The sequence below is a fragment of the Rhodococcus sp. YL-1 genome (genome assembly GCF_001942025.1).
GTDB classification, from domain to species: Bacteria; Actinomycetota; Actinomycetes; order Mycobacteriales; family Mycobacteriaceae; genus Rhodococcus_F; species Rhodococcus_F qingshengii.
Map to the genome: position 1 here is coordinate 3,775,591 of NZ_CP017299.1, position 24,673 is coordinate 3,800,263.

A 24,673-nucleotide genomic window follows, 5' to 3' on the forward strand; every position below is an offset into this window, starting at 1 on the left:
CTCCAGAGCTATTGCCCCGAGTGCAAAGCTTTTGTGAACTCGACGCTCACGCAGTACTCCGCAGCGGCGAGGAACGTATTGGCACACTCAGGCCCCCTTGGACCTGAATGGATCACATTGCATGAATGGCTGTATGGCGCGCGCATCCCCCGGAAACATGCACTCGACACCATTCGTGTGGATGCACTCTCTTGGCTCAACAAATACGCCACGTACGCGCTCAGTGACGGCATCATCACCGACGACGAACTTGCCACCTTCCGACAAGCAGCCCTCGCTCTAGAACTAGAACCAGGCGCGGTCACCCACATCGAATCTCAACTACTCAGGGAGCAGATACTCGGTGAGATCCGCCAAGGCCGCCTACCAACCGTTCAAATCCCAGGACTCCATCTGCCCACCGACGAATACTGCTACATGGTCGCCGGCGCAACTCGCTGGCGAGACCTCCAAGCTGGCCCCACCCCGTCCCAGGGACAACTAGCGATCACCAACCGCAAGATCCGATTCATCGCTCAGCAGCACGGCGGCGAAATCCCACTAGGCAAGGTGCAGCGAGTGTCATACCTCGACCGGACCACCGTGCTCATCGAGTCGACAGCACGGTCACTCAGCGGGCGCTTCTCGGTTCCCGATGCTGAATACGCATCCATCCTGGTGGACACCGCACTTCGGATCGATCGCCGAATCCTCCTACCGGACAACGGGGACCGCCCGTCGCGACACATCCCGGCGCACGTCAAATCTGCTGTATTTCAACGAGACCGTGGGGCTTGCGTGGAATGCGGCGCGAATTCCTACCTTGAATACGATCACATCATTCCGTTTTCCAGAGGAGGCGCGAGCACTGAAGGCAATGTTCAACTCTTGTGCCGGGCGTGCAATCTAGCGAAGGGCGCCAGGGTTTAGTTCCACAGTGTCCGGACTGTCTGGTATGTATTGCTGACACTTCCCCACCACGGGGCCGAGCAAGGACGCGACGATGAACTCACAGCCCGGCTGGTATCCAGACCCACAAGTTCAAGGCCTCCAGCGGTACTGGAACGGATTGCAGTGGTCAGACGCCACACGCCCGACCCCCATGGCTGGAGCTCCTCAATTCCAGCCCGGCATGCCCCCGAAGAAGCCGATGGGCACTGGGGTGAAACTGCTCATCATCGGACTATCAATTCTCGGCTTCGGAATCTTCGTTTCAGCACTAAGCGGCAACGACAAATCAACATCGACGGCCACCCGCATAACTGCCACCACCCGTGCACCCGCCGCTGCCATTGACAAAGCGGCACCAGAATCGAGAACCACGACCCCCACAACCACGACAAAGCAAGAGCAAGTCGCGACAGGATTCGGCACCGAAGTGAGGGACGGAAAGTTCGGCTTCGTCGTCACCAAAGTTGAATCCGGACTCGCGACGATCGGAAAAGAATCATCGTGGTTCAGTGAAACAGCAGAGGGCCAGTTCGTAGTTGTCTACGTCGACGTGACGAACACGTCGAACAAGTCGCAGTACTACGCGAGTTCGAATCAAGTTCTGATCGACGATCAGGGCCGAGAGTTCACGAACAACTTTTCAGCGGAGTTCGGCCTCGAAGGCGACGACAAAGGTGCGGGCGACATTAACCCAGGCATTACTCGATCCACTCGAGTGGTATTCGACATCCCAGTTGGCGCAGTCCCAGTCGCGATCGAAGTCCACGACTCGATGTTTTCCGGCGGCGCACGTATCAACTTCAACTAAAGACACCACAGCGTCACCGAAGGCCCCACCAAACGGTGGGGCCTTCTCTGCTTCCGGGTGTCGATTTGGGCGCTATAAAATAGCGTGCTCGCGATTTTATAGCACCGAATGAAACACGAATCTCATTGTGTTTTCCAGACATAGTCGACTCGGTGTGGGTCGAGTCCGTCGCGGCCTCGTCGGTCGGTGGGTTTGACGGTGAGGTGGTCGACGACGATCGACACGACATCGCGGCGCCGGCGTTTGTCCGCTTCTTCCCACCACTTCACGATGTCCTCCGCTGATGGTTCGGGGAGGTCGATGAGGACTTCCCGTTGTGCCATCTTCAGTTCGGTTGCGGCGATGTTCGCGCGTACGCGGTCGGTGCCGGCGCGCATTGTTTCGCGGTCGATGAGTCCGTCGGCGAAGTCCTCCCCCAGAGCAGTAAATCGGGCGTTGAGTTCGGCTACCCGGGTTTCGCCTTCCTCGCGGGAGCCGAGTTCGTTGATCGACTTCGTCAACGCCTTCCGGTATTTCGGTGACGACAACCGCGCGAGGACTCGCTCGATGACGTCCGCCTCGAGCAATTCAGCTTGGACAGACACGATGGAGGGGCAGTCGCTGCTGCGGGTGGAGCAGGCGTAGACGGTGGGGCGGCCGACGGTGGATGCCGCGTACATGGGTCGGCCGCAGCCTCCGCACCGTGCGAGCCCACCACCGAGGAGTGCTACTTGGGTGCGGTCGCCGGTGTACTTCGCGCGCTCCGGATCGAGGAGCAGTTCGCACAGCCGCTTATAGGTTCGGGGCTGCAGGATCGGCGGGATGGTGGTGGCGACAAGTTTGTCGCCGCTCTGCTTCTTCCCGATCATGCGGGGGTTGGTGAGTGCGCGTTTGATAGTGATCGGTTTCCACGCTTTGCCGGAGACAGTGGAGATGCCTTCGGTTTCGAGGTGGTCGACGAGTCCCCGGAGTGAGCCGCCGTCGAGGAGGGTGGTGGCCATCATGCGGATGACTTCTGCTTCCTCGTCGATGGTGGCGTCACTCGTCTCTGTCCAACCGTATGCACGACTCACTGTGTCCCCTTCATTCACTGTATCTACCGCAACTGTAGCGGACATGAGAAAGGGGCGAGACCACAACGGCCCCGCCCCTCACTCAGTCGACTATCTCAGCCGCGGAACTCCGTGAACGAGCCTGTCGGGTTCAGCACCGGAGGCACCACCGGCGCGACACTGGGAAGGCCCTTTGCCGAACCCAGATTGATCGTCAGCAACGACGTCAGCACCGACACAACCACAGCAGTCAAAGCAATCGTCAGCGATTCAGACCAGTTGATGTCCGCGATACTGCCAGTCAAAGGGATCGCCGCAACCAACGAACCTGCGCCGGTTCGGAGCGCCCGGTCAGCGAGGTCGATGACGAAGTTGCCCGACGTGATCGCGGTCGCCGTCGATATCGCCAGGACAAGCGACACGAGTGCCGCGAGGCCCGCAGACCCGAGTAGCGCCGGCCACGACACCGAAGTGATGGTGACACCGGCACCGAAGAAGATCAGCAGGTTCTGGATGAACGTCTTGCTGGTCCGGTCGAGGACGTCGAGCCAGAAGGATCGGGCGTTGATGCTGCCGAGCGCGACTGTGGGCGAGATGGATTCGTGGTGGGTCATGTTCATGCTCCTGGTTTCGGGTCGATGGTGCCTTTGATGCCGGCTGCCTGTGCGAGTGCGGCGACCGTGTCGGGGAGGGTCCGGTTTCCGAGGATCTTCAAGCCCGGGTAGGACTTCTGAGGATCCACGACCTTGCGCTCCGGGTCCTTGTAATGGAGGTCCCTCGATCCGGTGACCTGCTCTCGGAGGTCTTTGACGTCCGAGATAACCGGGGCGAGATAGCCTTTGATGAATTCAGTCAGGTTCGCTACAACCCTGTCTGCGTCTGCGGCGCTCAAACCGTCCTCCTGGTTGATCTTGTCGCGCGCGATCTGCAGCACGACGTCGTACGGGAACCCGACACCGGGATCGGTGTGGTTCGTTTCGCCCCACGCTCGGGCGGTGTCTCCGTGTCCGCAGACTCCTTCGGCGCCGGCACGGAGTTGATTGCCATCGACCTTCTGGAGGGCGATGTAGTGCCGCACTGCCCAGTCGGCCCAGATCTCGCCGAGGGAGTCGAGTTGCGCTGGCCTGGAAAGCCATTGCTCGCGTGTCTCTGCGGCGTATCCCATGGCGCAGACGTGGAGGCCTTTGCGGTTGGAGATGGGGCCTGCCGCCCACGGGATGTAGTCGTCGTCGTTGGATCGGCCGATGCGGCCGTCGCCGTGGACGATGAGGTTATAGGAGGCTTCGGAGATGGGATTTGCGCACCAATCGAGGAGGCCCTCGAGTGAACCGAATGCCGGGCCTTCGTTGGTGTGCTGGCAGATGTGTGTGCAGGTGTTCGGGTCGCGCCAGCCGGAGTCGTTGCGGGTGAGCACGGTGACGTCGGCGATGAGCTGCTTGTCACCCTTCGTCTGAGGGAGCGGCGCGGGTGCCGATGTACCCGGTTGTCGGGCATCTCGTAGCCAGGTGGACGGGTTCTGGTCGGTGCCGCCGAATCGGCCCGGTGGACCCCACACCTCGAAATGCAGATGAGGCCCGCTGGATTCGCCTTCCGACCCGACGCGGGCGATGACCTGGCCCGCCGTGACGGTGTCGCCTGCTCGGACCAGGAGGTCGCGTGCCGCCATGTGTCCGTACACGGTGTCGACGCCGAGTTCACGCTGATGGTCGAGGACGATCCAGTTGCCGAAACCGGTTGCGGGACCGGATCGCACGACGAAGCCATCGGCCGCCGCGTATATCGGGGTGCCGAATGAGGCTGGAAAGTCCACACCGCGGTGGTCCGGCCGGTCTGCACTGCGGTAGCCCGAACCAACGGAGCCGCCCTTGATGGGAACAACCTTGCCTGTCATCTCTTCTCCTGACATTGGGCCGCTTGCTAGCCAGCGACGGGCGGGGTTCCGGGGTCGACCGTTCCCGGGTTCTGTACTTCCGACGAGTGCTTCAGAATGCTCAGGCCGGACCACTGAGAGCCCCCGTAAAACCAGCGCCACTGCCCCGAGAACAAGTCCACTCGCACGGTGTAACCAGGTCCTGGGGTGGTGAAGAAGACGTTGCCCAGCATCGTGATCTCGCCGTCACCGCCCTCGCTCGAGATCGCGGACTGATCCATCGAACGTCGGTAATACTCGTTGCCGTTCGGGTCCTTGACGACGATGTCCAGATACACCTTCGCGGTTCCCGAATAAATCGTTCGTCGAGAACGGGTCTGTGCCAGGACCTGCCACAGCCCCTTCGAATCCAGCCGTTGAACCTTCTTGTTCGCCAACGCCGGATCCGACACCAACGTCACACCGACACTCGGGCCAACCTGACGATCGAACGACATCGTCCGAGCGCCTGCGTTGTTCTGGTCGATCGACAGAAACAGATTCTGGGACGCCACCCACGAGCCGTAGCCGATGATGCCTTCGAGAATCTGTTGGCGGTTCTGCATATCGGTGATGACAGCCTTGTCCGCCATCGACTTATCGCTGATGCGCCCCAGGGCTGAGGAAGGGTCGAACGGTCCGCCGCCGAAAATGGCTGTCGCGATGTTGTCCAGAACCTGTCCGATGTTGAAAAACCCACCGAGCAGACGAGTAAGGAGGTTTCCTCGCGCACCTTCAGCGGCATCACGGATTTCGCGATTCCGACCGCCGCTGAAGTTGTATGGGTCGACGTTCTGGAGACTGTGAACAGTGCTCTTCGTGTACGCCTTCTGCGGAACATAGCCCTGAACGAGAGAGGGGTCTTTCGGAACGTCCCACGCCATCAGAGTTCACCCTCCCCACGTACATGCGGGTCGGCCTGCTCGAGCATCTTGTCGGCGATCTTCTTCTGCTGCATCTGAAACTCCAACGCCGCCATCTGATCCGCGTTGTAATCGGAGATGTCGGCAACGAAGATCTGTTCGTCCGCTTCTTCTACCGGAACGGGATCCGGCGTTGCGACGGGGACCCACAACACGCGATCGGAACCTGTCGCCGTGAGACTCTCGCGATCAGGAACCGCTTTGTACAACGGCTCCTGTGGCGGCGAGCACCCAAGGTTGTCGAACACATGAATCGCCATGAGGTGCTCCACCTCCGGCAAACCCATATGCAAACCGGGAAGACCCTCCCCCATCGGAATGTCCTTGAACAGGTCCGCAAGCGGATGCCGGTCCTTACGCGCCAACACGATCCCCGTCCGGCGATCCCGGATGATCCCGTCCTTGTCAGCCTTTGCCACAGCCACCCTCCTTACGGTAGTCACTGTCCACTGTATCTACCGCTTTAAAACTCACGAAGAAACTCCCACTGCCTGAAGCATCGCCTTCAACCCTTCAACCTGCCGCGACAACATCGCCCCGGGTGTCTGCTCCTTCCGATCATCGCCAATCGCGATGTCGTACCGCGGATCCTGATCTCGGCTCCACGACAACTTCAGCCCGTACACATGGTCGATGTAGTACGTGCCGCGCTTACCGATCTCCACCGCGGTCCGGTCACCGAGATCGAAATGCTCACCGACGCGCCACGGTGCGAAGTTGACCACCGACACCTTGTACGAGCGGTACGCCTTCGTCTTGTCGAAGCCGGCACGGATAGCCATCAACGCCGACAAGGACGCACCGGTGCCGCCGGATGCTTCCCACCACTCGCCATAGCCCGGACCGCGGATGCCCATCCTGTTCTGCCGCATTGGATTCGCCATCCGATGGAACGCGAGCACGACGTCTTCGATCACCGAATCGAAGATTCCCAGCGCGAGGCCGGCGTTACCGAACATCGCCCCGATGTAGCCGAGGATCGCATTTGCGATGAGCTTCAGACCAGCGTTCACCCAGTCAGGTGAGTGGCCGCCGGTCACGATCGCACCAGCCAACGCCTTGTGCACTGTCGCCTGCCACTGCCCGATACCCGAGACGCCGGTGCGTTGCGCGTTGCGCCAGGTAACGAACGGGCGTTGCGGGTTCGTGCCCAGGTGCCCTGACAGTGAGTATTCGGGCGGGTTCGGTGCGCCGGTGACCTCGGTGACGACCTCGTTGATCAGGTCGTCGGCGATGTCGGTCACCAGGTGCAGCAGGCCGTCGAAGATGTTGCCGTTCTTGCCGCGGTAGCCGGACTTGTCGACGACGTCGATGGTGAGCGTCGGCTCGGTCAGGATGAAGTGGTTCGGCGCCGGTTGCGGCATTCCCGGGAACCAGCGCTTCACGACGACCTGTAGGCCCGCGTCCGCGAGGACCGGTGCGATGACGTCGTGCAGGTTCCCGAATCTGGTGGTGATGACCTGCCACATCGATGTGTCGCCGAAGAAGTCGCCGGGGATGACGACGATCGGCCAGTTCGCGGGATTCAAGTTCGACGCCCACGACGACGGATCGAACAGGTTCTCCGGCAGTCCCCACAATGGCCCGAAGCGGCGCAGCAGGTTCAGGAAGATCAGGGTCTTGATTCCGAAGATCGACGGGCCTGCGTACGCCCAGATCTTCGGGGCTTGTAGCTCCGCCGGCAACAGCGGGTTCGAGTAGCAGGTGATCCGCTTGCAGTGCTGGTACTCGTGCTGGAACTTGATGTCGATGTACTCGAACCCCTTGTCGTCACCGCGGTTGGTGATCGACACGGCCTTGCCTGTCCACTCCTTGCCTGCCATCTGCACGCGGATGTGGAGGTCCTCGTCGTCGCCGAGTTCTTCGATGATCCACTCGCGGACTTTGTGATTGCCGAAGAGCGTGAGGTCACCTTCACCGGTGTCGTTCAGCTTCTCTTCGAAAGAAGCGGTGACCTCCCCCATGATCGGAACGGGGTTGCGCCAGTTCTTGTCGTAGAGGGTGATCTTCGGGCGCGAACGCATGATCGAGATGCGTTCGATGGTTCGTTGCCGAATGGCCTTCCGAACTTCGTCTGGTGTCATCAACGTGGTGGGCATCAGCATCCGCCTTGATCACGGTAGGCGTAGTTGTCTCTGTGTACCGATATCGAGATCACAAAGCCTCGCCTCCGAAGTACCGGTCCCACTGCTGCACCGCGTACACGCTCAGTTGTGTCTGCGCGGTCCCGCCCTTCAGCGTCACCGGCAGCTCAGCGCCGACGGTGTGAGGTGGCAGCGCGTTGTTGAAGTCGCCCTGCAGATTCGCGACTTCCTGACTGTCGTCGAGCGTCTCGAGTGCAATCTGCATCGGGTTCGTCTGGACGTGGAACGACTTCCCCACCCCGAGTGGAGGCATCGGCACGTAGATGCGTTGACCGGCCGAGGTGTGCCACTTCGGGTACACACCCAGCGCATCGGGCAACCTAAAGGTCGACGTCGTGGTGAGCTCGTTCGAGGCGTACTCGAGCCAGCACTCCTGGTCTGCCATGTTGTCGATCACCAACGTCCGCTGACTGATCCGGTTTGCGCCCGTACCGGTACCGCTGTCGAAAGTGACGGTGTCCTGCAATGTCCGTGAGTACCAGTACGGGTCGCACGCCAGCAACGTCAACGACCACTTGTACTTCGTCGTCAGACCCGGGCCGCGACTGAACAGGTCCTTCGGGGTGCGCTCCAAACGGACGGTGATCTCGCGCCAATCATCCTCGCCAGGACCGAAGTAGAAGCGCAACACGAAGTCCGGGCGCTTCCCCTTCGGCGGCTTCATGATCTTCCACAGCAAGGTTTCGACCTGCACGAACTCTGCCCAGTTCCGGCCTTGTACACCTATGTCGCAGTCGAGGATCCGTTCCTCCACGCGCGGATAGTCCGAAGCTGTTGACCCAGCTTGGTACGCGTAGTTCTCCCGGATCTGGGTGATCGGGGTGTGATAGAAACCCGAATACCCTTCGAGCAGCGAAATGCCCTGTCCCACAAAGTTCGGTCCAAAGATCGGCACGGTGACGATGTCCTGCTCGAACGTCGGACTCCTAGGATCGAAGTCGCGCATGATCAACAGGACGGGATAACCGCCGTTGAAGTCGGGGTCACAGTTGTTCATCAATAATCCATTCCCCTAGACCGGCGTCAGTGTCGCGAGACCCTGGCGGGCAGCGCGTTCCATCTCGGCGGCGAACTGTTGCGGTGTGCCGTTGTAGCCGTGGAATTCCTGCGTGATGTTGTAGGTGTTGCCGCCGCCGCTGTTGGCGGCGCGCATCGCGTCCTTCGCGCCCTGATCGACTGCCTCACCCCAGCGCCGTTCCAGACCGAGGGGTGATGCGAACTCGCCGCCGATCTCCTTGAGCGCGTTGATCCCCCACGTGCGGATCTGCGGGCCGAAGTCCTGACGCGCGAGCCATGCGTCGGCGCCTTCCTTCCCTCCGCGTGCGACGGTGTCGTTGTAGTACGTGTCGTCGTATCCGGTGTTGTTCGGATCGAACGCCGTCGACGGACCCGACGCAGCTGCCGCGATATTCACCTCCGGCGCAGGAGCAGTCACACCACTCGACACCGACGCCTCTGTCGCCGCGTTCGTCACTGCATCGCTCGTGATCTGACGGAGCACGTCGATGAAGTCCGGCCGCTCGAGCACCGAGATCAGCCGCTCGAAATCAGCAGTCATCTCAGGAGATAGGACCCGCTCAGGCTGCAACGTGAACTTCGGCATCACACCGATACCGTTCGCGATCCCACCCTGGTCGTAGCCGTGACCCTGGCCGATGACATTGAGCAGGTTGTCACCGAACTTCTGCTCGCCGTAACGCACCATCGCGTTCGTCATCGCCCACGGGTCGCGGCGGTTGTCCGGCAGTGCGGGGTCTCGGAATGCCTGCCACGTCTCCGGAATCATCTGCCCCAGACCGACACCGGCGGCTTCGCCCGTGCCATTCACATCGACGATCTGCTGAGCGATGTTGGGATCGCCACCGGATTCTGTGTGAATCTGCCGGACCCAAGCGTCGATCTTCTCGGGTGTTGGATCGTAGCCCTGGTTCTTGTAGGCGTCGATCATCATCTGACGCCACTGCTCAGCACCCGCGCCTGGCTCGAACGACGAGCTACCGGATTCGGTGCTTGCTTGAGCGTTCAGGGCGCCTTGGACGGCATTCTTCATTGCAGCTGTGATGCCGTTGAACATCGATTTCGGTAGTTGCCCCATCATGGACGGCCCGAAGTCCGGGATGCCCGATCCGATGGTCGAGGTTGCCAGGTCAAATGCGGCTGCCGCGGGCTTGTAGACGGTGTTCAGGACACTGCGGAGTGCCCGGCCGATGCCGGCGCCGGACCCTCCACTGGAGAACTGTCCTGCGAGTTCCTGCAGGGTGTATTGCAGTCCGAACATCGAGTTGTCCGAACCGCGGGCAGCTCCACCCCACTGAACTCCGTTGTCGCCGGACGACTCCGCGTTCTTACCGTCGATTGTGCCGGCCATGTGTGAGTTCTCGCCGCCACCGCCGCGCATGATGCCGACCGTCACACGCCCGTTCAGGCCGGACTTCCAGCCCATCGACTCGAAGTCGGACTCCGTATTGAACAGGCGTCCCGAAGTGGCTGGGCGCCCCGACAACTCGTTGACAATGCCAGACCAGAGTCCCGAGCAGTCCCAGGAAGGATCGCCGACGCCGCCGTACTGGTATGGCTTTCCGTGCTCGTGCTCCATGAAGCCTTTAGCTCGAGCGACAGCCTCGTCAACCGAGCCGCCGACCTTCATGCGGATGCCGGTGAACATCCCCTCGGTCAGCACCTTCCCCTTGGCGACCTGGGGATTGCTGTTCAGCATTTTGAGGTTGTCGACGCCGATGGTGTTCACCGCCGAAGCGCGCATGACGAATTCGCCGTTGGACAGCATCGCGGGGATACGGTCGTCGGTCGGACCACCGGCGCCGAGAACATGACCGCCGGTGGCGTACCGCTGCACGAGGTTTGGTCCTGTATCAGCCTTGCCATGGCGTGCAATGCCATCCCACCGTTCAAGCCCTGGAATGACGAAAGCTACGGCGTTCCAAGCATCCTTCAGGACGCCGTTGATGACGTTGTCGATGATCCAATTGATCGGCCCGGCGGCCTTCTCCTTCAGCCCGTCCCAGATGTTTCCGATGGTGTCGACGACCGTGCTGAAGAATTCCTTCAGGCTCGTGAGCGCTGACTTGACGTCCTCGAATCGATCGGAGAGGAAGTCTTTCGCTTTCTGCATCGCATCTTTGGCTTCGGTGAGCTTGTCCCCCCACGTTTGTGCGAAGTTCCGGATCCCTTCGATCACGAGCGGTAGGACGTGTTCGGCGATCCAGACGATCGCTGTCGTCAACGGAGGCAGAATCGTGTTGACCAGCCACACGATGACGTCGATCAACTTCGGCAGTAGCTCCGCCGCGATCTGCACCAACTGTGGAATGAACGGAGCGATCGCCAACACGATTTGAGAGAACGAATCGATCAACGTCGGAAGGACCGGCATCAACTGGATCAACGCGTCAGCAATCGCCTGCCCCAACTGCATTGCCACTTCAGCGAGGATTGGTGCCAACTGCTCGAGCACCGGCTTCATCCCGTCAAGCCACTGCTTGATGACCGGTCCGAGTGCGTCGAAGATCGTCTTCAGCGCAGGCGCAAGGGCTTGCACCAGAACGGAAATCACTTCCGCGGCCATGGGAAGTATCGGCGCAAGCGCGTCGACCAGCGACGCGAAGGCTTCGCCGAGTGGACCGATGGCTGGCGCGAGGGCATCGATCGCGCCCACGAGTGCGGTCCCGACGGTCTGCAGAATCCGGGACAGCGGCGGAATCAGCGGCGTGAGCGCGGCACCGAGCGATTTCAGCAAGTCCGCGATCACCGGCATAACCGGTGCCAGACCGTCAGCGAGTGAGGAGATGAACTCCGACAATGTTGGGAGGATCTCGATCAGCGCATTCCCGAACGAGACACCCAACGCCCCCAGTGACGGGGCGAGCATCGCGATCGACTCACCGAACGTCTGCAACAGCGGCCCGAGAACAGGTCCGACGATGTTCCCGAAATCGATGAGCCCACCGAGCAGCGCGTTCAAGCCGCCGCCGAGGCCATCCATCATCGTCGAGAAGTGACCGATCAGCTCCGTCAACGATCCGTCAGCGAAAGCCTCGGTGAAGGCCTCACCGATACTGCCCAACAGATTGCCCAATGAATCGCCGAGCTGCCCCATCACCGGTGCTGCGGCATTGCCGATGTCGAGGATGCCGGTTGTCAGTGCCGCCAATCCTGGCTGCATGGCCGTGATCAGGTCGGCGGTGCCTGCGAAGATGTTTCGCAGACTGTCCTGTGCACCTGACGATCCCCAGAACGCCGCGAACTCCTTCGCTGCCCCGTTGATCGCAGTACCGACCTGCCCCATGCCTTCCTTGAGCATCGGCATCGACGTCGTTGCGAGGTTCGTGAATGTCACGTCAAGGCCAGCGAACATGTTGTCCTGAACGGACTTACGGACCGCTTCCCACTCCGGACCAAGTTCGCGCATCGCCAACACGAACGCCCGCGCATTCGGCGACAGCTTCGCCAACGCCTGCGCAGTCTTGTCGGCCGCGCTGGACGTGGAATCCATCGCCTCCTGCAGATCCGCCTGCGCCTCCACAACGGCCTGCTGAGCATCCGCCACACCCACTTGAGCGTCGGCAACACCCTGCTCGGCGTCCTTCACCCGGTCCGCAGCGTCGATCACCTTTTCCTTCGCCGCGACAACCTGATCGGACTGCTCGACACCCTTCTCAGACGCTTCCCGCGCTTCCTTCTCGATGTCGGCGTTGCGCCGCATCGTCTCTTCCTGGCGACGCAGAGCCTTGTCGACTCCGAGAGCAGCGTCGGCACGGTCAAGCGCGGACGCAGCGGGATCAGCGAACGTCTTGTCATACGCCTCACGTGCGCGAGCAAGAGCCAGTTCCGCATCCCGTTCGTCGATCGCGGTGCCCTTGAGTGCGAAGTTCAGATCCTCGATCTGACGAACCGCGTCCTCACGAGCCTGCGACAGGTCTTCCTGCGCTCGCTGTGAGTCCTTGTTCGCACGCGCGACGGTCTTCTCTGCAGACTCCAAGCCTCGGTTGGCTTGCTCGACACCACGGTTCGCCTGCTCGACTCCCTTGCGTGCGGAAGCGACCTTCTTCGCTTGAGCTTCGGCGTCAGCGGTGGCGGATTCTGTTTCAGCGCTGAACGCGGAGAACGCGTCGCCGATGCCCTTCATGCCGACCAATGTCGTGGCCAACCCCGCAGCACCTGCGAGCCCGACAGCACCCAGACCGGCAACAAGCGCGCCAACAGCGCCGGCCGCGATACCCGCAGCGCCACCGATAGCGCCAATCAGCGTCGCGATACCCGCTAGCTTCAAACTCTTCTTCGCCACATTGCCGAGCGAGAAGTCCAGACGATTCACACTGTCAGCGGATCCGTTGCCCCCACCGATCGTTCGGATAATCACGTCCTGGGTGACCGGACGGGTTAAAAACGCGAGATAGGCACGGAACTCAGCCTCGTTCGCCACCTCAAGGAAAACTGGCGCCGTAATCCGCGCTGCGCGGAGGCGTTCCTCTATACCGGCAACGAACGTCTGAACGCTCCCCGAATCGAGAGTTACAGTCACATTCGCTTCGGGAAGGTTGCGTATGGCTCGCCGTACGTCAGCATGGAATTGGGCAGTATCCGCGCGCAGTGTGACATCTGCGGCGAACTTCATCGCCTTGAGCTTTTCCCGCGTCTCCCGCGCGAACAGACCTGTATCAGCCTTGAGATCGACCTTCGCAGCGAGTTTGATCCGGTCGAAATGCTTCTGCGCTGCTTTCGCTGCTTTCTCCGCAGCGACACGGACACGACGCTCGAACTCAGAGCCGACGTTGCCCCAGCGAAGCTCAGCTTCGACAACGGCTTTTGCGTACGGGGCTGTCACGCCGGGGGCTCCTCGGGATCACACAGTGGTGATGCCCGGCCCATAGCCAGCAGCAAAGTTCTATATGCAGGGTATCTGTACCCGGCAGGTTTAGCGGAAAGTCACCGCTGGTGTTGGTTCGCCAACTCAAGCGCAGCCATGAAGTCGTAGCCCTCAGCCTCGTTCGCTTCGGGGGTTGATTCGTCGGTTCGGGACTTCAGCAAGATGCGAGGCGGTTCAGTGGTGAGGTCCGAGTAGAACGCGGCACGCTTGTCCTCGTCCCCCGAAACCCACTTCGTGAGGACAGATTTCGCTGTGTTCGTTGCCGTCGCAGGTGGCAGCGAGATCAGATCAACGCCGCGCATCTGCAGCTCTCCGTCGATCTCGGCCCAGGCACCGAGCACCCGCCACCAGATTTCCTGCACTGTCCATCGCGGCATTCCGAACCAGGCCGCTACGAGCTGATCGGCGACGTCGTTGAGCAAGTCGTTCCCGACCGGTGACTCGAAATCCATTACCTGCTCGTACAAGAACCTCTCGTCTTCTGAATGCTCGAGTGTTCCGAAGACAACGTGAATCGGGCTGTGTGCCATCAAAAGACTCACCAACTGCACGAGCGGAGGCCGGGTCACGTGCATGACCCGGCCATCCAATTTCCATGCTGTGGGGTCAGAGCCCCACGGTTCAGCCACTATCTAGCGGCGGTTGCGTCCGGCGAGCTCACGACGCTGCGCTCGGTTCAACTGCGGAGTCCAACGATCGATCAGTGCGAGGACAATCTTCTCCAGGATTGCCTGGTCGAAATCATCTCCCGGCGCCATCAACCGATCCTCGATGTACATCAACGACGCGTCGTCGAAGACGTGCGTGATGAGACGCCACACCGCGTGAGCCTTGTCAGCTGCGTTGGAGGACTTCGACATTGCACCGATCAGAAGGTTCCACGCTGCTGGTTCGGGCCGGAATGCGATCAATTCTGTGCCGTCGACGGAAAGCACTTCGGAGTCCGACTTGTCCCGCGCCGGCGCAGTCCGGCCCTTGGTAGTGAACTGCAGCTCTTCGGGAATCGGGTTCTCGTCGTCCTTGACCGCGGCGAGCTTGTCGAGTTCAACGTCCGGGGTTTCGAGGATGTCGACTGCTGCTTCGACTTCGGCGACGGTGGGGTTGCCGTCAGCCCGTGAAGGCTTGGTAGCAGTTTTGCGTGCGCGTGGAGGCATTCGGATTCCTTAGCTGGTGACGGGGCGGATGGTGACGCTGGTCGTGCCGAGAACTGTCTTCAGTGCTTCGGTGAGGAACGGATTCGGTGGGATTCCCTTGACGGACTTCGCGAACACGAACCCGCCTGGGCTGCGGGACATGCCGCGTGGCATCGGCCCGAAGATCTTGGGCGTCGGGAACTTCAACGCCTTCGCCGACACCGGGACGATCGGCTTCTTGTGCGGGCCGTAGATGCCGGTGCCCTCGTGGATCCATTTCGCCCGCTTGAGCGGGGAACCGACCCGCATCCGTGCGGTTCGGCCAACGAGGGTGACGTGATGGGTGATGGACGAGCGGAGCTGCCCGGAGTCGACGGGACAGTCAGCTCGCGCGTGGTTGACGACTTGCCGACCGATGTCGTTCATGCGCGCCATGGCGTCGTGCGCGAGTCCTTGTTCCATCCGTTCCCGGTACATCACCACGTGGGCGGGCATCAGCTGCTCTTTCTCCGAGTGCGCGGAGCCTTCTGCGGTTCGGTGCCGGGGTCGGTACCTTCCGCGATGTCCGTGTCAGGCACGGTGTCTTGGGCGTCAACGACCCCACCCTCCGCATACTGTACGTACGGCTTACTGGGATCGCTAGCAGCGTTCAGGGCATCGAGAGCCCCGCGACCTAGGCCGGCGACGTCGGCGGCGGAAAGCGCCAACCCGAGTTCTGTAAGTCCTCCATGTTGGATGAGGTTGTCGACGAACGGAGTGCGCTCGCACACGAACTCGGCGCCCTCCGCCCAATCGACTGTGGTCTGATTCGCACGAACATGCACAGTGGTCATGAACCAGATCATACGGCGGACACAGTTTAACTGTGCCTACCGATCATTAATCGATGCGAGGATCGCCGTCCAAGGGTGCGAACACGGAATCGAATTCGGGGATCACCGCATCGCACGAGCACCACAAGTCCACACCAACAGTGACCGTCATCGAACCGCCGTGGATACCACCCGACGGGCCTCGCGGAATCCACGGACCGCAGAAGAATTGAGTGCCACGATCGAACGCGCAGGACACTGCCCGCATCATCGCTCGTGCGTCATCGAGTGCGTCGCGTGCGAGCGAATCCAGTTCCTGCAATTGAGGCATCGAATTGTCTGACGTGCCGCGGTAACAACGAAACACCACCACCTCGAGGTCTGCCACGTACAGGACAGGTTGCGACGCGTCGATCTGTGCGGGATTCAATGGCGCAGGAAACGCGACCGTCGGGTAGATCTGTCCCGGTCGAACGAATGCCGTCTCACACCCGTACGCCGGCACCATGTCCCCGGGATGCACTGCCGCGTACTCGACCTGGCCGGCGCGCGTCGACTCGAGTCGCGAGGTCAGTTCGTTCAGCAGTTGGGTGGCTTTGCCGTAGACGTCCATCAGCGGATCCTCGCGACTCGTGGCGAATCGGGCGAGTAGACCCGAGACTGAGACTTCAACTTGTGCGGATTGGTCGCGGCGATCCATTGGTCTACCGATGAGACACCGGTCAAGCCCTGCTCGAACAGCACTGCTGCGTCAATCAACTGGATATCCACGCCTTGACGGGAAACGTGCTGTGCCCGATCCGGGAGCTTGCACGTACCCCACTTGCGGGCCCGCAAGAATTCGACTGCGAGATCACCGGCCGCCAACTGCCCGGCGAGCGGAACCTCGATGCCCTGCTTGTACGTCACCGTGAACGCGCCCTCGGCGTCGTCGGGGACGGTGAGGTTCTGATTCTGTGGCCACACCCCAGCATTTGTGCGGATAAGCCAACGATTGTTGCGGATCAGGTACTCCGACGGGTCGAGGATTTCGCCGTCGATCGTCACCTGCACGATCGAATGCACCGGGCCCGGTAATGCGACCTCGGACGGGTGGTTGCATCCGTCAGCGCAGCCGCACGAGCCTGGCATCCACGAACCCGACACCAGCCCTGGGAACCAGTCGGCGCCCGAACCTGACCGCCCGCGGTAGGTCGAATAGTCAGTGGGACTGAAGCACGGCCGCACCGTCACCTCAGACAGCCCGAACATCCGACCAGTCAACGCCCACAAGATGTTCGTCGCCAATGCGCTCGGCGTCACCTTCTCGTCATCCGTGGCGTCGGTCCATTCCTTCGCCGACGACTGCACCGGCCACTCACGCGGTCCGCTCACAACATGCCCTTCTGTAGATACGGGTATGGCGGGCACCGGAATTGGTGCCCGCCATCTCACACGAACAGATCGATCACGCAGCGAGCGGGATTGCGCCGGCCGTCGGCGCCGGGTAAATCACCGGAGTCGGCTCCATATGGATGTGCTGATCCGCCGCGATCGGGGTGAGCAGCGGACCGGCGAGCGGCGTCGTCGACGGAGACACCGGAGCATTGAGCACCACATCGTACGGACCCACACCCCACGGCGAATTCGCCTCGGTACGCGCCGTAATCGTGAAGTTCGCGAGCGCGTTCTCGAAGGAGAAGTCTCCCAGTCGGCCGTCCTTGAGCCACGGCAGAAGTGCGTACCCGTACAGCTTCCCGTCGGGACCACACGCGGTACCGGGAACGTCGGACCACGTCTCGATGCCGAAGTTGGATCGGATCGTCGCACCGATACGGATACCGGTGGCATTGCCGGCATGGTCGAGGACGATCGGCTGACCAGTCACCATGTTGAACAGCTCGGGATCGACCTTCAGAAACGCGATCTCGACGTTCAGGTACTTCAGTTCGTCCTGCGCCTTGTCGACGAACGCGATCTTGCCGGCGGCGTTCTTGGGTGCGGTTTCCTCACCATCTTCGAACTGTGGCGAGACTTTGATGGAGATGTGGCCGTCGGACACGATCGTCGACTTGGGGCCGATGACGGGTGCGCCGCATGCATCGTTCTTGGTGGCGCGGACGACGTGGGAGCGGATGCTGGGCCAAACAGTGGTGGGCATAAGAGCCTCCGAGCAAGGATGGTGTGTGCCCGGCCCATAGCCAGCAGCTCTCTACAGGTGAGGATAGTCGTTGTCTGCCGGTGGGGGCGGGATGCGTGCGGGTTTGTTGGTCCACCGGTCGGTTTGAGGTTTGGCGCCGGCACAGGGTGGAGTGCGAACGGTTTCTCCGCATTGTCGGCAGTAGTGGGTGCGGTGGCCGCCGTTGTGGGCGGTGGTGCAGGCGCAGACTTCCCAGCCGACGAGGCATGTGTTGGGGCCGAATGGGTGCCTGTTGGGGCATTGTTTCGGTGGCCGTTCGTAGCTGGGCATACCCAAATATTCGCACACGTGTTCGATGTTTGCTATCTTCATCACCACGGGGTCGGGAGGGTAAGGGAAGACCAACTCGGCCCCGCCAACCGATGCGTTTGCGCCGCCCGAAAAGCGGATATCATTCCGTTGCTGCGGCGATTCTGAGTGGTCAGTTCAGCCGCGCAAGGCCTGCCCTCCGGCTGTTCACCCGCCGGGGGTGGGCCCTCCCCCTCAACGTCGAGAGCGGCCCCCAATCCTCCTCCCGAGGTTGGGGGCCGCCTTCGTTCGTTTGGTGGATTTCTGTCCGATTTGCGTGTTTGCCTGATGCTTGCCGAATACGTTCGAGGGGTCGGATTTAATCGAGGGGTCGAATCCGGCAAGTGGTTGGTCATTCCGCGTTGTGTGCTCAACGCGGATGGCGTTCGACGGGACCCGGCCACACCTGGCCAGGCCGGGTCCCCACGCAAACAACATCATTCCGACAGTCCGAGGTCCTTCTCCCCCCGCGCCTACAGTCCGCCCCGCGGAGTCGGAGGGTAGGGGGAAGACCAGCTCGGCCGCGCTCAGACATGCACCGGATCGCGCGCCGAAGTAGCCTTGCGCGGTGCGCGTTGCACCCCCCGCGACGCGTACCCGGCCCGCTCGACGAGTCCCCCCGATTTAGTTCGAGCGGGCCACCTATGGACTGTGCGTCTTTTCTTTAGTCGGATTTGGGCGCACACGGCCCGCCTGGTTGTTACTGACGAGCGATCGGGCGGGCTACCGAGAACTGCGTGTCGAGACTGGGGAGCGGTACGACACGCGAGCCCACCGAGTTGCGGCACAAGAAATGCTCGGTGGGCACCTCCTCGATGATCAGCGGGCTCGCCCCTCCTTCGGTAAAGTCAGATCGGCATCCGGCCTCCAACGTCGATGCACGCCTCACCCACAATGTGGTCACGCGCAAGTCGAGTGAGGCAACCAATCTGGTCCGCCCGGTCGTTGCTGACTAGCGAACGGGCGGACCGCCCATGTTTGCAAAGCGAACGGCCGGGGCAATAGTGATTTGGCCCGCCGGCACGAACCCCCTTGTTTCGGCGGGCCTCCGATCTGCGTGTCGAACTTTCATCGGTCCCGACACGCATGGTCCGCCGACTGGATGTTCGCACCTGACGTCGGCGGACCACCCAGACCGCGCGCCCGTCCCCGACAGTTCGAGCGCGCCGCCCACCGAGCTGCGGTCACGCTCAGCTTCGGTGGGCACCTTGGCGGTACGGCGCGAACGGTCGGTCTGGTTTGATAGAGGCATGAGCGCCCATCCTTCACGGACGATCAACCTCCTCTCAGTCGTCATCCCCACTTTCAATGCCGTCGATCTCATTGGTGAGCAACTCACGGCCCTCGACGCCCAGAAATATGACGGCGCGTTCGAGGTCATTGTCAGCGACAACGGCTCGACGGACGGCCTACGTAGCTACATCGAGAGTCACCCTCTCGGTGAAGCGCTTCGGTTGCGATGGGTCGACTCGTCATCGGTGCGCGGCGTCTCGCATGCACGCAACGTCGGGGTAGAGCATGCGGCAGGCGAATTCGTCGCCTTCTGCGATGCTGACGACCGCGTCCATCCGGAGTGGCTACAACACATGGCGACGGCCGCTCAAACCGCCGATGTCGTTGGCGGAGGGCTGGAGACTGCGTCGATCAACACTCCCCTGGTCAACAGCTGGAGGGAGTTCGTCCCCAGTGAAACTCCGCATACATACGGCTCGTTCCTGCCATACGCATTCGGGGCGAACTTCGGGGCATGGAAAACCCAGTACCAATCGATCGGCGGATGTGACGAGTCCATGACCGCAGCTGGCGACGACATCGACTTCTGTTGGCGAGCACAGATGGCGGGAATGACTTTTGCGCACGAGCCCAAGGCTGTCGTTGCGTATCGGCTCAGGTCAGAGATCGCCAGCGCGTGGAAGCAGATGCGTATGTACGGCAGCGCTTCGGCGATGCTGCACAAGAAGTACAAGGGGCACGGGTTCAAGAAGCCTTCCGGCCGTGCACTCCTTACTGAGATCGCAGGGCTCACCCTTCTAAATCCGGCCTTGCCGCAATCCGTCACGAAGATGCCGCGTGGCAAATGGGTAACGCATGCCGGATTCTTCGCAGGCAAGGTGCAAGGCAGCATCCGCGAGAGAACGTTGTTCATCTAGGTAGCAGGCTGCGCTCAGTTCGTTTGCAGTTCCAATCATCCCTATCATCGACACATGCGACTGGTCGAGTTCATCAATGCTGCCAAATCTGCGCGATTGTCACCCGCTGACACCCTGCTGCTCGGAAGCGCTTGCCCCGATATCCTGAGTACCGTCGCCTTTAGTGTCCCCAAGGGTGAACGATCGCCATCGATGGATGAAATTCGGAACCAGTTGGGGCGCTCTATTTCCTTGGGCTCAATCCTTGCTACACGCCTTTCGTCCGACCCGCTCGGCGTTGGGTTTCCATATCGGGTGTCAGTTGACGCCACACCTGAATCGCTTATTGTCGAAGCGGGAACCAATTGCTCTTTCGACGAAGTGCTCGCCACCTTGGTCGAACTCACGCAACACAAAGTTGATCCATTCGTGCAGAGTGGTCGCGTGCATGTCTTTCGCAATGTTTCAGGTGCGCCTGGTGGGAGTCCACTGTCGACACTCGTGACACTGCAGCTCAATCACAGTTTCGCTGATGGTCGTGGCACCGCGCGCATCCTGCGAGGAATCCTCTCCACCGCACCCGGACGGGTGGAAGCGGCAAGCCTTGGCAGTGCGCCGACCCTAGTTCACAGCGGAATCGAAATCTTGGGCACAATTGGGGCTCTGGCGCGGACTGTTTGGCGCACGGCTCACGCATCCTCGCACGAGAATCTTCCCTCCAGCGCAGATCCCAACACGACTTCAGAATGCATTCGTGACGAAGGGCCGACTACGATCAGCACCGTTCTGATCCCAAGCAGTGCGCTGAAAAACTCCGGATTCACAGTCACTGAATCTGCCTTGATTGCAACAGGCGCCTCACTTCCCACCGAGGTTGGACGAACCTACCAGTGCGAGCTGCCGATAGCGGCGCCGCCAGGTGTGCGCGAAGGATCTGCAAACGCTCTCGATAACGTACTGATCGACATCCCAACGCTGAGCGGCGAGTCGTTAAGTGATTATGGAACCGAGATCCGAGATCGAATGCGTACAGCCATTGCTCACGCCCGGAGTGCAACCGGCACGGCACATTTCAAATTGTTGGATGGCGCCCCCGCTTTCCTGGTGCGTGGCGTGTCAAAGAAAGCTGCGACCGCTCGCAACACGATCGCCCACGACACGATTGATCGTTTCAAAGTCACCAGCTACAGCGTCGGCCCCAAGGATCTGACTCTATGCGGATCACCAGCAGTTTTCGCATCCTCGATCCCAACCCTTCGGCCCAACGATCGATTGACTGTCAACTTCATCGGACTTGGCGACACCGTAACCGCGACAGTTGCGACAAGACCGGGACCCATTGTTGATTCCCAAGCATTTGCCGAACAGCTTGTGGCCGTCGTCGCCGATCTCGGCCCCGTTGATGCGCAGCATGCAAACCGCGAAGATTGAGCAACACCAAAACTGGGGCCACAACGTGCAATAACTTCTAGTTTTGCCTGAACTGATTCAGATAGCCGATTCACAGTAATCTGACAGCACAAGTGTAGTAACCTTTCATTCCGCTAGGGCGATCTCTGATCGCCGGTCAGTTCTGAGTGGAGGATTCTTGAAGCGCTTCGCAATAGTTTCAGTCTCGATGTTTGCCGGGGTACTGCTCCAGCGGGCGGTTACCTCTCGACTGCTGTCTCAGCCGTTTGGCGTGCCGCTCGGCCATCGACGTATTCGATAAAATTCGATAAAAGCCGAAGTGCCCCCGCCTCGTAAGGCGGGGGCTTTGTCGTGCGGTCAAAGGACCATGAATCTGAACCCTGCGGCTATCGACGCAGCAAAGGATCCACGGTTGTACTGGACCCTGACCAAGTCGCCCGCGTTTACCGCAACAGAAGCCACTGCCCAGATCGTTTGGTCATACGCCGGGATGGTCGGTCCCGTGTAGGCGACGACGTCATTGATCAAGAAGCGTAGAGCCGTGGTGTCGTTGACGTTCGCAGGGGTGGACGCCGCGAGGATTGCCCCTGGATTTGTGGAGGGAACGACGAGGGAGTTGCCATTCAGAGTCGTGCCTGAGTCGGCGGACATGTTCGGTACATCAGTCCAACCGGCGGACGGCGAGAACGCTGCCGTGGTCGTCGCTCCGGCTGGGAGGATTGAGGACGAGGTGATGTTCATTCTGGTGTAATCCGCCAGCATGGAGACGGCCCAGGTTCCAGTGGATTTTCTCCATCGGAGGTCGATGACGTCTCCTGAATTCACCGTGGTGACCACCGATCCGAAGAACACGGATGCCCCGTTGTACTTGCCCGCAGCGGAGACCTCGGAGCCGGAGACTGGTACGCCGTTCTTGAATACCGATACGTACTGAACGGCGCTGTCGCCAGGTTTCATCACAGCAGAAAAGGCAACACGAACCTCGCCCGCCGACTGACATACGAGCGCGTTACTCGAGACCACGGACCCAAGCAAGTTGGGGTTAGCGGCCATGCTCGGGATCGGAATGTACGTAGTGGATTCCATGTTGGCGGTCGCAGTTCGATACATGCCGACAGGTGGAAACAGGTTCGCGCTGGGGCGCACGATGATCAACTCGTCACCGCCTTGATATTCGCGGTCAAACCCCTGCCAGGAGTGGTGCCGATTCCGGAGACATACACGTTCAGGACGTCACCCTCAGCCAGGGCCACACTGAGCCCCGAAACTGTGCGAGCCGCAACGGTCGCGGATCCGCCGGCCTGGTTGGATGCAGTCACCGCCAACGACGTGCCTGAGATGGTCGCACCGTTCTTGCGGAGCTCCGCCGTGGTCGAACCCGACGCGTCCGGAATATCAAAACTGTAGACGATCTTGGTGATTGTGCATGCATCCGGAATTGTCAGTCCCCCAGGCAATTCCAAGTATCCGACGGCACGCGTCCCGAGCGCCGCGACATAACCGATCGGGTACGGAACACCCTTGACCGGACCGGTGAACACCGGATTCGCCTTCGGAGCCAGCAATGCGAGAGCCGCAGCGAGAGCCGCCTGAGCGCGGGCGTCGGTGAAATACTTGTTCGTCGCGCCCTCAGCGACAACATCTGTCGATCCCGGCGACGGTGCAATCTCGATGTACACCGAACCGGACCACCGGTAAATGCGATTGTTCGCGAGGGACGTATAGATCTTCCCGGTCTCACCCGTCGTCGGGAACGCTGCGACATTCGCATACTCGAGGACATCGTCGACGTAGGACGGCTGGTAAGCCGCTGCGAGTTTCCCGTTCGCGTCGAGGGGTGCGTACCCGTTGGCCTGTCCCTTCTCGCTCACTGGTTGCAGCCCAGCGAGTTTGGCAGTCAGCCCGGTGACCTGGGCTTCGGTGTGCGTGTGTATGGTCGGCGTGCGGGGGTTGGTCAGGCGTGGGTCATCCCCTTGCACCGACCCGTCGGCCTTGTCGAGCGAGGCCTGCACGGCGGGCGATGTCTTCGCTTTCGTGACTGCCTCGTCGGCGAGTTTTGGTGTCGTGACCGCGTTGTCGAGCACAGAACCAGCGATGATGCCCTCGGCTGCGTCCTCGGCCCGCTGAGCCTGCAAGGTCGCATCCGTCACGGCCTGTTGAGACAGCTCCCGATCTGCGACGAACTGTGCGCCGTACTGCTCGAGAGTCTGATCAACCAGGTTGGCCGTGTTCTCGATGCTGACCTTCGTCTGATGGATATCGGTCTGGATCTGCTCGACGTCACCCTTCGCGGTGACCACGACACCGCGCGCATCGGTGACCGTCTGACGATCTGTCGCGACTGCCGCGGCAGCGGACTCCACCGCCAACCGATCCTCGGCTACCTGCGCAGCATCGGCGGCGACGTCCTGAATTCCTGCGGCGACCTGCTCGGACCGTTCAGCGGCAGCCTCGGCAGCAACCTTGTGTTGCGCTGCGGCTTCTTCGGATTGGCCAGCTGCCGTGGCGCTTCCGTCCGCTGCGGTCGCAAATTCCTCGGCGCCGTCGCGGAAGTCCTTCGCATCGCGGGCGGAGTTTCCGGCATTGGTTGCCGAGTCGCCCGCCGAACCGGCAGAGCTCTCCGAGTGTCCCTGCGCTTCGATCGACTTGTCACGTGCGAGCTCTGCCGCCGCTCGATCCTGCGCAATCTGCTCGAGGTCCTCACCGATACCGGCAACACCCTCAGCTGCTGCGACGGCGATATCGCGCGCTTCCTTCGTGTCCTCCAGGTACTGCTTCACCAGCGAGACAACCGGAGGGTCGGGGGTCTCGTACATTTCGATCAGATCCCACAACCGGGCATCAGTCGCCGGAATGATGATCTTGTACGTCGGACCGTGAGGCCCGATCCGCACCGTCGCCTCCCCCGGATCCAGGTTCGGAGATGTCAGTTTCCCTGCCACGAGCCGGCATTTCACCTCGACCGGCACCACAACCCATGTACCGGCTGCGTTCTCGCGACGCCGCGGGACCGTGAAATACACGAACGCCAAATCCGCCGGGAACGGAGCAACCCCATCCAACCGGCGGAAATCCTCACTGATCACACTCATT

21 protein-coding genes are annotated in these 24,673 nt (G+C 61.2%); 4 read left to right on the forward strand and 17 right to left on the reverse strand.

Features of this window, described 5'->3' with window-relative positions; all coding sequences use genetic code 11:
* Positions 1–177: 177 nt before the first annotated feature.
* Together BH682_RS17455 and BH682_RS17460 are read left to right on the forward strand one after the other, a co-directional pair.
* Positions 178–909: an HNH endonuclease gene (locus tag BH682_RS17455; protein ID WP_075833485.1), complete on the forward strand. Its 732-nt coding sequence runs from the start codon at positions 178–180 to the stop codon at positions 907–909.
* Positions 910–982: 73 nt separating this feature from the next.
* Positions 983–1,738: a DUF4352 domain-containing protein gene (locus tag BH682_RS17460; RefSeq protein ID WP_075833487.1), complete on the forward strand. Its 756-nt coding sequence runs from the start codon at positions 983–985 to the stop codon at positions 1,736–1,738.
* 122 nt (positions 1,739–1,860) lie between these two features.
* Here BH682_RS17460 and BH682_RS17465 read toward each other — a convergent pair whose 3' ends face one another.
* The 15 genes from BH682_RS17465 to BH682_RS17535 form a co-directional block, all read right to left on the reverse strand.
* Entirely contained in the window at positions 1,861–2,790 is a 930-nt protein-coding gene (locus tag BH682_RS17465; RefSeq protein ID WP_075833488.1) for a recombinase family protein, read from the reverse strand.
* A 95-nt stretch (positions 2,791–2,885) separates the two neighbouring features.
* Positions 2,886–3,383 carry a holin gene (locus BH682_RS17470; RefSeq protein ID WP_223304514.1) on the reverse strand — a complete coding sequence of 166 codons (498 nt, stop codon included), beginning with the start codon at positions 3,381–3,383 and terminating at the stop codon, positions 2,886–2,888.
* Positions 3,384–3,385: 2 nt separating this feature from the next.
* Positions 3,386–4,660, reverse strand: a complete 1,275-nt coding sequence (locus BH682_RS17475) for a peptidoglycan DD-metalloendopeptidase family protein (protein ID WP_223304515.1) — start codon at positions 4,658–4,660, stop codon at positions 3,386–3,388.
* Between the two features lie 26 nt (positions 4,661–4,686).
* Positions 4,687–5,562, reverse strand: coding sequence for a hypothetical protein (locus BH682_RS17480; protein ID WP_075833494.1), 876 nt, complete (start codon positions 5,560–5,562; stop codon positions 4,687–4,689).
* Positions 5,562–6,020 (reverse strand): hypothetical protein, encoded by a 459-nt coding sequence (locus BH682_RS17485; RefSeq protein ID WP_075833496.1) that lies wholly within the window; start codon positions 6,018–6,020, stop codon positions 5,562–5,564. Before BH682_RS17485 ends, BH682_RS17480 begins: the two co-directional genes overlap by 1 nt.
* Before the next feature lie 51 nt (positions 6,021–6,071).
* Positions 6,072–7,700 carry a Gp37-like protein gene (locus BH682_RS17490; RefSeq protein ID WP_143542537.1) on the reverse strand — a complete coding sequence of 543 codons (1,629 nt, stop codon included), beginning with the start codon at positions 7,698–7,700 and terminating at the stop codon, positions 6,072–6,074.
* Positions 7,701–7,755: 55 nt separating this feature from the next.
* Positions 7,756–8,742: a hypothetical protein gene (locus tag BH682_RS17495; RefSeq protein WP_075833500.1), complete on the reverse strand. Its 987-nt coding sequence runs from the start codon at positions 8,740–8,742 to the stop codon at positions 7,756–7,758.
* A 15-nt stretch (positions 8,743–8,757) separates the two neighbouring features.
* Entirely contained in the window at positions 8,758–13,587 is a 4,830-nt protein-coding gene (locus tag BH682_RS17500; RefSeq protein ID WP_075833502.1) for a hypothetical protein, read from the reverse strand.
* 101 nt (positions 13,588–13,688) lie between these two features.
* Entirely contained in the window at positions 13,689–14,159 is a 471-nt protein-coding gene (locus tag BH682_RS17505) for a hypothetical protein (protein ID WP_143542538.1), read from the reverse strand.
* A gap of 102 nt (positions 14,160–14,261) precedes the next feature.
* Positions 14,262–14,783, reverse strand: a complete 522-nt coding sequence (locus BH682_RS17510) for a hypothetical protein (protein WP_075833506.1) — start codon at positions 14,781–14,783, stop codon at positions 14,262–14,264.
* A 9-nt stretch (positions 14,784–14,792) separates the two neighbouring features.
* Positions 14,793–15,257 (reverse strand): HK97 gp10 family phage protein, encoded by a 465-nt coding sequence (locus BH682_RS17515; RefSeq protein ID WP_075833508.1) that lies wholly within the window; start codon positions 15,255–15,257, stop codon positions 14,793–14,795.
* On the reverse strand, positions 15,257–15,595 hold the full coding sequence (locus BH682_RS17520; protein ID WP_143542539.1) for a hypothetical protein: 339 nt from the start codon (positions 15,593–15,595) through the stop codon (positions 15,257–15,259). Before BH682_RS17520 ends, BH682_RS17515 begins: the two co-directional genes overlap by 1 nt.
* A 46-nt stretch (positions 15,596–15,641) precedes the next feature.
* On the reverse strand, positions 15,642–16,187 hold the full coding sequence (locus tag BH682_RS17525) for a hypothetical protein (RefSeq protein ID WP_075833512.1): 546 nt from the start codon (positions 16,185–16,187) through the stop codon (positions 15,642–15,644).
* Positions 16,187–16,948, reverse strand: coding sequence for a hypothetical protein (locus BH682_RS17530; protein ID WP_087503819.1), 762 nt, complete (start codon positions 16,946–16,948; stop codon positions 16,187–16,189). The genes BH682_RS17525 and BH682_RS17530 overlap by 1 nt, the downstream gene beginning before the upstream one ends.
* A 73-nt stretch (positions 16,949–17,021) precedes the next feature.
* Positions 17,022–17,714 carry a hypothetical protein gene (locus BH682_RS17535; protein ID WP_075833514.1) on the reverse strand — a complete coding sequence of 231 codons (693 nt, stop codon included), beginning with the start codon at positions 17,712–17,714 and terminating at the stop codon, positions 17,022–17,024.
* A 1,577-nt stretch (positions 17,715–19,291) separates the two neighbouring features.
* Between BH682_RS17535 and BH682_RS17540 the strand changes: the two genes are divergently transcribed.
* Entirely contained in the window at positions 19,292–20,191 is a 900-nt protein-coding gene (locus tag BH682_RS17540) for a glycosyltransferase family 2 protein (protein WP_075833516.1), read from the forward strand.
* A gap of 54 nt (positions 20,192–20,245) precedes the next feature.
* Positions 20,246–21,601 carry a hypothetical protein gene (locus tag BH682_RS17545; protein WP_143542540.1) on the forward strand — a complete coding sequence of 452 codons (1,356 nt, stop codon included), beginning with the start codon at positions 20,246–20,248 and terminating at the stop codon, positions 21,599–21,601.
* 336 nt (positions 21,602–21,937) lie between these two features.
* Here BH682_RS17545 and BH682_RS17550 read toward each other — a convergent pair whose 3' ends face one another.
* Together BH682_RS17550 and BH682_RS17555 are read right to left on the reverse strand one after the other, a co-directional pair.
* Entirely contained in the window at positions 21,938–22,690 is a 753-nt protein-coding gene (locus tag BH682_RS17550) for a hypothetical protein (protein WP_157127650.1), read from the reverse strand.
* A 41-nt stretch (positions 22,691–22,731) separates the two neighbouring features.
* Complete coding sequence (locus BH682_RS17555; protein WP_075833522.1) at positions 22,732–24,672, reverse strand: hypothetical protein; 1,941 nt, start codon at positions 24,670–24,672, stop codon at positions 22,732–22,734.
* Position 24,673 lies beyond the last annotated feature (1 nt).

Bases quoted from the DNA above. Each gene is read 5' to 3' on its own strand.
- BH682_RS17460 (WP_075833487.1), top strand. From the start codon at position 983: ATGAACTCACAGCCCGGCTGGTATCCAGACCCACAAGTTCAAGGCCTC.
- BH682_RS17470 (WP_223304514.1), bottom strand. From the start codon at position 3,383: ATGACCCACCACGAATCCATCTCGCCCACAGTCGCGCTCGGCAGCATC.
- BH682_RS17475 (WP_223304515.1), bottom strand. From the start codon at position 4,660: ATGACAGGCAAGGTTGTTCCCATCAAGGGCGGCTCCGTTGGTTCGGGC.
- BH682_RS17480 (WP_075833494.1), bottom strand. From the start codon at position 5,562: ATGGCGTGGGACGTTCCGAAAGACCCCTCTCTCGTTCAGGGCTATGTT.
- BH682_RS17490 (WP_143542537.1), bottom strand. From the start codon at position 7,700: ATGCCCACCACGTTGATGACACCAGACGAAGTTCGGAAGGCCATTCGG.
- BH682_RS17495 (WP_075833500.1), bottom strand. From the start codon at position 8,742: ATGAACAACTGTGACCCCGACTTCAACGGCGGTTATCCCGTCCTGTTG.
- BH682_RS17505 (WP_143542538.1), bottom strand. From the start codon at position 14,159: ATGGCACACAGCCCGATTCACGTTGTCTTCGGAACACTCGAGCATTCA.
- BH682_RS17510 (WP_075833506.1), bottom strand. From the start codon at position 14,783: ATGCCTCCACGCGCACGCAAAACTGCTACCAAGCCTTCACGGGCTGAC.
- BH682_RS17515 (WP_075833508.1), bottom strand. From the start codon at position 15,257: ATGCCCGCCCACGTGGTGATGTACCGGGAACGGATGGAACAAGGACTC.
- BH682_RS17520 (WP_143542539.1), bottom strand. From the start codon at position 15,595: ATGACCACTGTGCATGTTCGTGCGAATCAGACCACAGTCGATTGGGCG.
- BH682_RS17525 (WP_075833512.1), bottom strand. From the start codon at position 16,187: ATGGACGTCTACGGCAAAGCCACCCAACTGCTGAACGAACTGACCTCG.
- BH682_RS17535 (WP_075833514.1), bottom strand. From the start codon at position 17,714: ATGCCCACCACTGTTTGGCCCAGCATCCGCTCCCACGTCGTCCGCGCC.
- BH682_RS17540 (WP_075833516.1), top strand. From the start codon at position 19,292: ATGAGCGCCCATCCTTCACGGACGATCAACCTCCTCTCAGTCGTCATC.
- BH682_RS17545 (WP_143542540.1), top strand. From the start codon at position 20,246: ATGCGACTGGTCGAGTTCATCAATGCTGCCAAATCTGCGCGATTGTCA.
- BH682_RS17550 (WP_157127650.1), bottom strand. From the start codon at position 22,690: ATGTATCGAACTGCGACCGCCAACATGGAATCCACTACGTACATTCCG.
- BH682_RS17555 (WP_075833522.1), bottom strand. From the start codon at position 24,672: ATGAGTGTGATCAGTGAGGATTTCCGCCGGTTGGATGGGGTTGCTCCG.